This is a genomic window from Ruegeria sp. CDSA033, from assembly GCF_059612305.1.
The window spans coordinates 186,667-194,667 of the sequence record NZ_JBXWQI010000007.1; the positions used below are offsets into that span (position 1 = coordinate 186,667).

The window sequence follows — 8,001 nt, forward strand, 5'->3', positions numbered from 1 at the left end:
GCGGTGGATACCGGCACCAAGATCTCGGCAATTGCCCATGTCAGTTTGATTTCGTGGGCTCTGTTTGGCGGCACCTTTCGGTCCGAACCTTTGCCTATGCCTGTTCAGGATATCTCGGTGATCTCGGCTGAACAGTTCGCGGCAATGACGGCCCAGAGTGAGGCGCCTGAGCTCCCTACGCCAACTGCCCTGCAACAGCCCGATGCGCCCGAAGAGGAAATCCCCACCCCTGAACCGGTGGAGCAGGAACCTCCGACGCCTGAAGTGTCAGAGCCAAATGAACCAGAGCCAGAGCTGGAACCGGAACCGCTGGCCCCTCCTCCTGAACCGGTCGTGATCGAACAGCCCCCGGAGCTGGCACCCCCAGAACCCGAGGCCGTCGTTTTGCCCACCCCGCCGGGACCCGAGGCACAGCCGCGGCCTGCGGATAAAGTAGCGCCTGAACCTGTCCCACCGCCGCCGCCCGAGGCCGCGCCAGATGATATTGAATCCCCGGCTGTATCGCTGGACGAGGGAGCTGAAACTCAGCAAGAACAGCAGGATCAAACGGCACCGGAAGAGGCCACGGATGAAATCGTGACCGAGGCGGAAGAAGCCAAGGAATATGCGCCGCGCAGCTCTCCGCGCCCGCTGGTGCGACCGAACCGGCCAACGCCGCCAGCAGAGCCCGAAGTGGCTGAGACCGAAGAACCGACCGAACCAGAGCCCGCGCCAAGTGATGAAACCGCGATCAACGACGCACTGGCCGAGGCGCTGGGGCAGAGTAACGAACCGTCCGGGCCGCCCCTGACTGCGGGTGAGAAGGACGCCATGCGACTGGCTGTGTCGAAGTGCTGGAATGTTGGTTCTCTGTCCACGGATGCACTGCAGACAGTCGTTGTGGTCGGGTTCTCACTGACACCGGATGGCAAAGTGCTCGGCGGTACAATGCAAATGATCGACAGTTCCGGCGGTACTGACGCGTCTGCAAGACAAGCTTACGAGGCTGCCCGGCGAGCGATTTTGCGCTGCGGGGCCAAAGGATACGTTCTGCCTACTGACAAATACGATCAATGGCGAGATATTGAGATTACATTCAATCCCGAGAGGATGCGGATCAAATGATGAGATTTCTGACCAGCCTTTTGCTTGGCCTGACAATTTTGGCAGCGCCGGTGTATTCGCAAAGCGGACCCCTGCGTCTTGAGCTGGATCAGGGGATTATCGAACCCTTGCCTTTTGCGGTGCCAAATTTCGTGCCCGACGGGCCAGCAGCCACACAATACGCAAACGACTTATCGCGAGTCGTAGCGGCGGATCTGACGGGAACCGGGCTGTTCCGTGAAATTTCTTCAGATGCATTCATCAGCCGGGTCAGCAGTTTCGAAGCCCCTGTGCAATTTGCCGATTGGAAGGCCATCAACGCTGAGGCCTTGGTGACAGGTGCTGTCAATGTCTCGGGCAAACGCTTGACTGTGCGATTTCGCGTTTGGGACGTATTCTCGGGTCAGGAATTGGGCAATGGTCTGCAGTTTTCCGGCACCACAGACGGCTGGCGGCGCATGGCACACAAAGTGGCCGATCAGGTTTATACCCGAGTGACCGGCGAGAGCGGTTACTTTGACAGCCGCGTCGCGTTTGTGTCCGAAAGTGGCCCCAAGAACCAGCGTCTGAAGCGTCTGGCAATTATGGATTATGACGGCGCAAACGTTCAGTACCTGACCGACAGCGCCGCGATTGTTCTGGCACCACGCTTTTCGCCGTCAGGCGATCGGCTTTTGTACACCAGCTATGAAACCGGTCAGCCGCGCATTTATGTTTTGGACGTTGATCGCGTCAAACGGACCGAATTGAAGACACAAGACGGCACCATGAGCTTTTCGCCGCGCTTTTCGCCGGATGGCCGCTCCATCGTCTATTCGCTGATTCAGGGCGGCAACACGGACCTTTGGAAAATGGATCTGGCCTCGGGCCAAAGCGTGCGCCTGACGAACACACCTGCCATTGAGACCGCGCCCAGCTATTCTCCGGATGGGTCGCAGATCGTGTTTGAAAGCGACCGCTCTGGCACACCTCAACTGTACATCATGCCCTCAAATGGCGGAGAGGCGACCCGCATCAGCTTTAAGCAGGGGCGTTATGGCACACCTGTCTGGTCGCCGCGTGGGGACCTGATCGCCTTTACCAAGCAGAACAAGGGTCGGTTCCATATCGGCGTCATGCGGACGGACGGCAGCGAGGAACGCCTGCTGACCTCGTCTTTTCTGGATGAGGGGCCAACATGGTCGCCGAATGGGCGTGTCATCATGTTCACCCGTGAATCGCAGGGCGCAAGCGGTCGGGCGACACTGTATTCGGTGGATATCTCGGGTCGGAACCTGCGCCCGGTGCGTACACCGGATGGTGGCAGCGATCCATCCTGGGGACCACTGCAGAAGTGATCGGGGCAGGGGGTTGGAAAAGTTCACAAATTTCCTGCACTGTGATAACAGAGACAGCAATAAAGCAATAAATCGACGAGGCACCTGAAATGAATGTATTGAGCAAAGTCATAGCATTGGGCGTGCTAAGTGTAATGGCCGCCTGTACCAACAACGATCCTTCGGCACTGGGCGGTGGCGCGGGCGGTAACGGCTCGATCCTGCCGGGTTCGCCCAGCGACCCCCAGTCACCGGCCTATTTCCAGCAAACTGTTGGCGACCGCGTGTTGTTTGAGGTCGATCAATCGACCCTGACCGGGCAGGCGCAGGCGATATTGCAGGGACAGGCAGACTGGCTACTGGCCAATACGGATTTCGTCGCCACGATCGAGGGTCACGCGGACGAACAGGGTACGCGCGAGTATAACCTGGCCCTGGGCGCGCGTCGCGCGAATGCGGCGCGTGAATACCTGATTTCACGTGGGGTTGCGGGCAACCGATTGACGACCGTCAGTTTCGGCAAGGAACGCCCGATCGAGATTTGCAGCACCGAGGAATGCTATTCCAAAAACCGTCGTTCGGTGACGGTCCTGACCGGTTCAACTTTGGGGTAAGATGATGCGAATTGCAGGATGGGTTCTGGCTGCGGTCGTGGCGACTGCGGGCGTGGCAGGTGCACAGGATCAGCAAACCCTGGCGGATATCCGTCAGGAGCTTACGGTGCTGCACGTCGAGGTTCAGCGCCTCAAACGCGAGTTTTCAACCACCGGATCTCCGGCACCAAATCTGGCTGGCAGTTCCGTTCTGGAACGTGTTGACGCCATTGAGGCTGAATTGCAGCGCCTGACCCGCCAGACCGAGCAGTTGAACCAGCGTGTGCAAAACATCGTCACTGACGGGACCAATCGGATCGGCGATCTGGAATTCCGGTTGGTGGAACTGGAAGGCGGCGATCTCAGCACGCTTGGCGAGACCTCTACCCTGGGTGGCGAAACCGAAATCACCGCTGCAGCTCCCGCAACACCAGCAAACCCGACGGCTCCGGCACCGACTGAGCAAGGTGAACTTGCAGTGGGTGAGCGCGCGGACTTTGATGCCGCATCACAGGCGCTGGCAGATGGCAACTATCAGGTCGCAGCGGAGCAATTCGCCACATTCGAAACCTCGTATCCCGGCAGTCCGCTGGCCCCCGAAGCCAACCTGAAACGAGGGCGGGCGCTTGTTGGGATCGGTGACACACGTGAGGCCGCGCGGGCTTTTCTGGCCAGCTTTACCGGCGATTCCGAAGGTGCATTCGCACCCGAGGCGCTGTTTGAGTTGGGCTCGGCGCTGGGGCGTCTGGGTCAGACCGATCAGGCTTGCATCACTCTGGGAGAGGTGGGCGTGCGCTTCCCGTCTTCGGCTTCGGCCACTAATGCCACACAGGAAATGGCAAGCCTGGGCTGTTCTTGACCGAAAACGTTGAAGAACTGCGCGCCGAGATTCGGGCGCGTTTACCCAAGACCCTTCCTTCGCGTCTGGGTGTGGCTGTCTCTGGCGGGGGCGATTCAGTCGCCCTGCTTTTGCTAATGAACGATATTGCCCAAATCGAGCAGGTTAAGCTGTTTGCGGCAACCGTTGACCACGGTTTGCGCCCCGAATCCGCGAACGAGGCGCAGGGGGTGAGCGAGCTTGCCGCGCGTTTGTGTATCTCGCATCAAACGTTGAAATGGACAGGGTGGGCCGGTCAGGGGAACCTTCAGGATCAGGCCAGACAGGCGCGTTATCGGCTGTTGACCGAATGGGCCGGCGTTAATGACATCCACGCGATTGCGTTAGGCCACACCGCGGATGATCAGGCCGAAACCTTTCTGATGCGACTGGGCCGCGCAGCTGGTGTTACGGGCCTATCGGGCATGCCAGTTGAACGGATTTTGGATGGCGTGACGATGTTACGGCCGATGCTGGGTGTCACGAGGCAAGCGTTGCGCGGATATCTGTCGGACAAAGGGGTAGATTGGATCGAAGATCCCTCGAATCAGGACTTTCGGTTTGACCGGATCAAGGCGCGGCAGGCCTTGCCTGACCTCAAGGATTTGGGGATCACGGCCAATTCTTTGACCCGAGTCGCAGAAAACCTTGCACAAGCGCGTGAGGCATTGGAGCGTTTTACGCAGGAATCCGCCCGAAAGATCGCCCTCGTGGAAACCGGTGATGTTTGCTTGGATCGCGCCGCCTTTCAGTCTTTGCCAAAGGAAATCCAGCGTCGGCTTGTGATCGGCTGCATCGCGTGGATTGCCGGAGCGGGGTATCCACCACGCCAAACGTCGGTGGATCAGGCTGTGAAGGCTGTTGAAGAGGGTACCGGTACGTCGATCAATGGCTGTTTGTTTGTCCCAAAGGTCAATAAAACGTGGGTTTGCAGAGAGCTAAACGCAGTTCAGGGCGAAGTCGCGCGTCCCGGCGAGCTGTGGGACAAACGTTGGATTCTGTCAGGACCTTCGACTGCTGGTATGCAAATTCGCCCGTTAGGCGAGCAGGGCCTGCCAAGGGTTCCAGATTGGCGGGACTTGGGTAAACCGCGTCAGGGCTTGTTGGCCTCACCCGCTGTTTGGCTTGCGGATGAACTGGTGTCAGCGCCAACTGCCGGGTTCTTAAACGGATGGACGGCTGAATTGGCCCCCGGAACGCCCGAGTTTCATTCTTCTTTTTTATCGCATTGAACCTCCTTGAATCATCTCTATTTTATAGAGTAACCCGGCAGACCCCCATCTGCCGAAATCTTTTGGGAGACTTTCCTTGGGCAACGCTCGTAACATCGCCTTCTGGGTCGTTCTGTTTTTGCTGATCCTTGCACTGTTCAATTTGTTCAGCGGACCAGGCGGGACACTTCAGAGCAATGAAAGAACTTATTCTGATTTCGTAACGGCCGTTCAAGCCGACGAAGTCAAGAATGTGACTCTGGATGGCGAACAGATTCGCTATACCACGCAAAGCGGTGCCAACTATGTCACCATCAAACCCGGCGATGCCGAGGTGACCAAACTGCTGATCGACGAGAACATTCCCGTTCGCGCCGAGAAACAGCAGCAATCCGGTTTCCAGTCGTTCCTGATCACACTGCTGCCGTTCCTGCTCCTCATTGGTGTCTGGGTCTATTTCATGAACCGGATGCAAGGCGGTGGAAAAGGCGGCGCGATGGGCTTTGGCAAGTCCAAGGCCAAGATGCTGACCGAAAAGCATGGCCGTGTGACATTTGACGATGTCGCAGGCATCGACGAGGCCAAGGAAGAGCTGGAAGAGATCGTGGAGTTCCTGCGTAACCCGCAGAAGTTCAGCCGCCTTGGCGGTAAGATCCCGAAAGGCGCGCTGCTGGTTGGCCCTCCGGGCACCGGTAAAACGCTGCTGGCCCGTGCGATTGCGGGTGAGGCGGGTGTTCCGTTCTTCACTATCTCAGGTTCTGACTTTGTTGAGATGTTCGTGGGTGTTGGTGCATCCCGTGTGCGTGACATGTTCGAACAGGCCAAAAAGAATGCGCCCTGTATTGTGTTCATCGATGAAATCGACGCCGTCGGCCGCCATCGTGGTGCCGGATATGGCGGCGGGAACGACGAACGCGAACAAACGCTCAACCAGTTGCTGGTTGAGATGGACGGGTTCGAAGCCAATGAGGGTGTGATCATTCTGGCGGCCACCAACCGTAAGGACGTTCTGGACCCTGCGCTGCTGCGCCCCGGTCGTTTTGACCGCAACGTGACTGTCGGCAATCCCGACATCAAAGGCCGCGAGAAGATCCTGGGCGTGCACGCGCGCAAGACACCTCTGGGCCCCGATGTCGACCTGCGCATCATCGCGCGTGGTACTCCGGGTTTCTCGGGCGCTGATCTGGCGAACCTCGTGAACGAGGCCGCACTGATGGCGGCGCGCGTTGGCCGTCGCTTTGTCACCATGGAAGACTTTGAGAACGCCAAGGACAAGGTGATGATGGGGGCCGAGCGCCGTTCGATGGTGCTGACGCAAGACCAGAAGGAAAAGACCGCCTATCACGAATCTGGTCACGCGGTCGTTGGTCTGTCGCTGCCGCTGTGCGATCCGGTCTACAAGGCGACCATTATTCCGCGCGGTGGCGCATTGGGTATGGTGGTGTCACTGCCGGAAATGGACCGTCTGAACTATCACCGCGACGAATGTGAGCAAAAGCTGGCCATGACCATGGCAGGCAAAGCCGCCGAGGTGATCAAATACGGTGAAGACCACGTCTCGAACGGTCCCGCCGGTGACATCATGCAGGCCAGCCAGTTGGCGCGTGCCATGGTGATGCGCTGGGGTATGTCTGACAAAGTCGGCAACATTGATTATGCCGAGGCGCATGATGGCTATTCGGGCAACACTGCTGGCTTCTCGGTTTCAGCGCATACCAAAGAGCTGATCGAGGAAGAGGTGAAACGCCTGATCCAGCAGGGTTATGAGCGCGCGCACAAGATCCTGTCCGACAAGAACGAGGAGTGGGAACGTCTGGCGCAAGGCTTGCTGGAATACGAAACTCTGACCGGGGATGAGATCAAGCGCGTCATGAATGGCGAATCGCCGACCGATGGTGATGACGAGGGTGACAAGCCGGATGAGGGCAGCGCGCCCAGCGTTACGGCCATTCCCAAGACAAAGGTCAAAAAGACCCCGCCCGACGGTGGGATGGAGCCGGAACCTTCGGCATAAAGAAATCAGACCCGGGCTAAGTCCCGGGTCTTTTCTTTTCAGCTTTTCATTTGGCCCGGTCTGACTTTTAGTACGATTTTGACGGCCCGCAGCCGAAGGGGATTTCAAATGCCGGTATTGCGAGAAACAGAATTCACGGGTGAAGTTGTTTGGCTGGGTCATGTGCCCGCGGGTGGTTCAATCCGGGCCAAAGCGGTCGATGTTTTGGATCTGGATTTCTCAGGGGACAAAGACGAGCGGCACGAGGGTCTCAACCGGGCCTCATGTGTCAGGGTCAAGAATCTGTATCCGCAAGGCACTGAAATCCGCAACGTGCGCCAATTGTCTGTTCTATCCGTCGAGGAAATGGACGCCACTGCTAAAGAGATGGGGCTGGATCGGCTGGACCCGTCTTTTCTGGGCGTCACCATCCTGTTGCGCGGCATTCCGGACTTTACACATCTTCCGCCATCCTCGCGTTTGCAGGGCCGCGACGGTGTCACGATAACCGTGGATATGGAAAACCGCCCCTGCGTCATTCCCGGGCGTGAGATCGAAGCCGATCAACCCGGGTACGGGGCGTCCTTCAAGCCCGCAGCACAGGGCCGAAGGGGTGTGACTGCGTGGGTGGAACGACCCGGACAGCTGCGGTTGGGGGACCAGATGAGCCTGTTCGTGCCGGATCAGCGGGCTTGGGCGCCCTAAGTGTCAAGCGTTTTCGATTTGAAACCGGTGAAATGACGCTACGCCGTTTCATGGCTTGAATATGTCGGAATCTCTATCCATCGGGATTGTACACAACGGTATGGATTGACCAGCACCGGCCCAGCTGCGCCGGTTTGCAGGGAATTCAACCGGGGGTTTTGCCCAATGAGCTATAAATCGGACATTGAAATCGCGCGCGAGGCGCAGAAGAAGCCTATTCAGG

The 8,001-nt window shown here is 58.2% G+C and carries 7 protein-coding genes; all 7 read left to right on the plus strand.

The genetic code is table 11. From position 1 onward, the window contains the following. The first annotated feature begins 3 nt into the window (after positions 1 to 3). Complete coding sequence (gene tolA / locus AC2FLA_RS11895) at positions 4 to 1,104, plus strand: cell envelope integrity protein TolA (RefSeq protein ID WP_496722399.1); 1,101 nt, start codon at positions 4 to 6, stop codon at positions 1,102 to 1,104. Next, positions 1,101 to 2,420, plus strand: coding sequence for a Tol-Pal system beta propeller repeat protein TolB (gene tolB, locus AC2FLA_RS11900; protein ID WP_496722401.1), 1,320 nt, complete (start codon positions 1,101 to 1,103; stop codon positions 2,418 to 2,420). The genes tolA and tolB overlap by 4 nt, the downstream gene beginning before the upstream one ends. A gap of 89 nt (positions 2,421 to 2,509) precedes the next feature. Further along, complete coding sequence (gene pal, locus AC2FLA_RS11905) at positions 2,510 to 3,013, plus strand: peptidoglycan-associated lipoprotein Pal (protein ID WP_496722402.1); 504 nt, start codon at positions 2,510 to 2,512, stop codon at positions 3,011 to 3,013. 4 nt (positions 3,014 to 3,017) lie between these two features. Then, positions 3,018 to 3,851 (plus strand): tol-pal system protein YbgF, encoded by an 834-nt coding sequence (ybgF, locus tag AC2FLA_RS11910; RefSeq protein WP_496722417.1) that lies wholly within the window; start codon positions 3,018 to 3,020, stop codon positions 3,849 to 3,851. Continuing rightward, positions 3,848 to 5,101 (plus strand): tRNA lysidine(34) synthetase TilS, encoded by a 1,254-nt coding sequence (tilS, locus tag AC2FLA_RS11915; protein WP_496722404.1) that lies wholly within the window; start codon positions 3,848 to 3,850, stop codon positions 5,099 to 5,101. Before ybgF ends, tilS begins: the two co-directional genes overlap by 4 nt. A gap of 76 nt (positions 5,102 to 5,177) precedes the next feature. Then, a complete protein-coding gene (gene ftsH, locus AC2FLA_RS11920; RefSeq protein WP_058279522.1) occupies positions 5,178 to 7,094 on the plus strand; it encodes an ATP-dependent zinc metalloprotease FtsH in 1,917 nt (638 codons plus the stop codon). Positions 7,095 to 7,202: 108 nt separating this feature from the next. Further along, positions 7,203 to 7,778, plus strand: coding sequence for an MOSC domain-containing protein (locus AC2FLA_RS11925; protein WP_496722406.1), 576 nt, complete (start codon positions 7,203 to 7,205; stop codon positions 7,776 to 7,778). Positions 7,779 to 8,001 lie beyond the last annotated feature (223 nt).

Coding starts and splice junctions, on each gene's coding strand:
- tolB (WP_496722401.1), top strand. CDS start 1,101: ATGATGAGATTTCTGACCAGCCTTTTGCTTGGCCTGACAATTTTGGCA.
- pal (WP_496722402.1), top strand. CDS start 2,510: ATGAATGTATTGAGCAAAGTCATAGCATTGGGCGTGCTAAGTGTAATG.
- ybgF (WP_496722417.1), top strand. CDS start 3,018: ATGCGAATTGCAGGATGGGTTCTGGCTGCGGTCGTGGCGACTGCGGGC.
- AC2FLA_RS11925 (WP_496722406.1), top strand. CDS start 7,203: ATGCCGGTATTGCGAGAAACAGAATTCACGGGTGAAGTTGTTTGGCTG.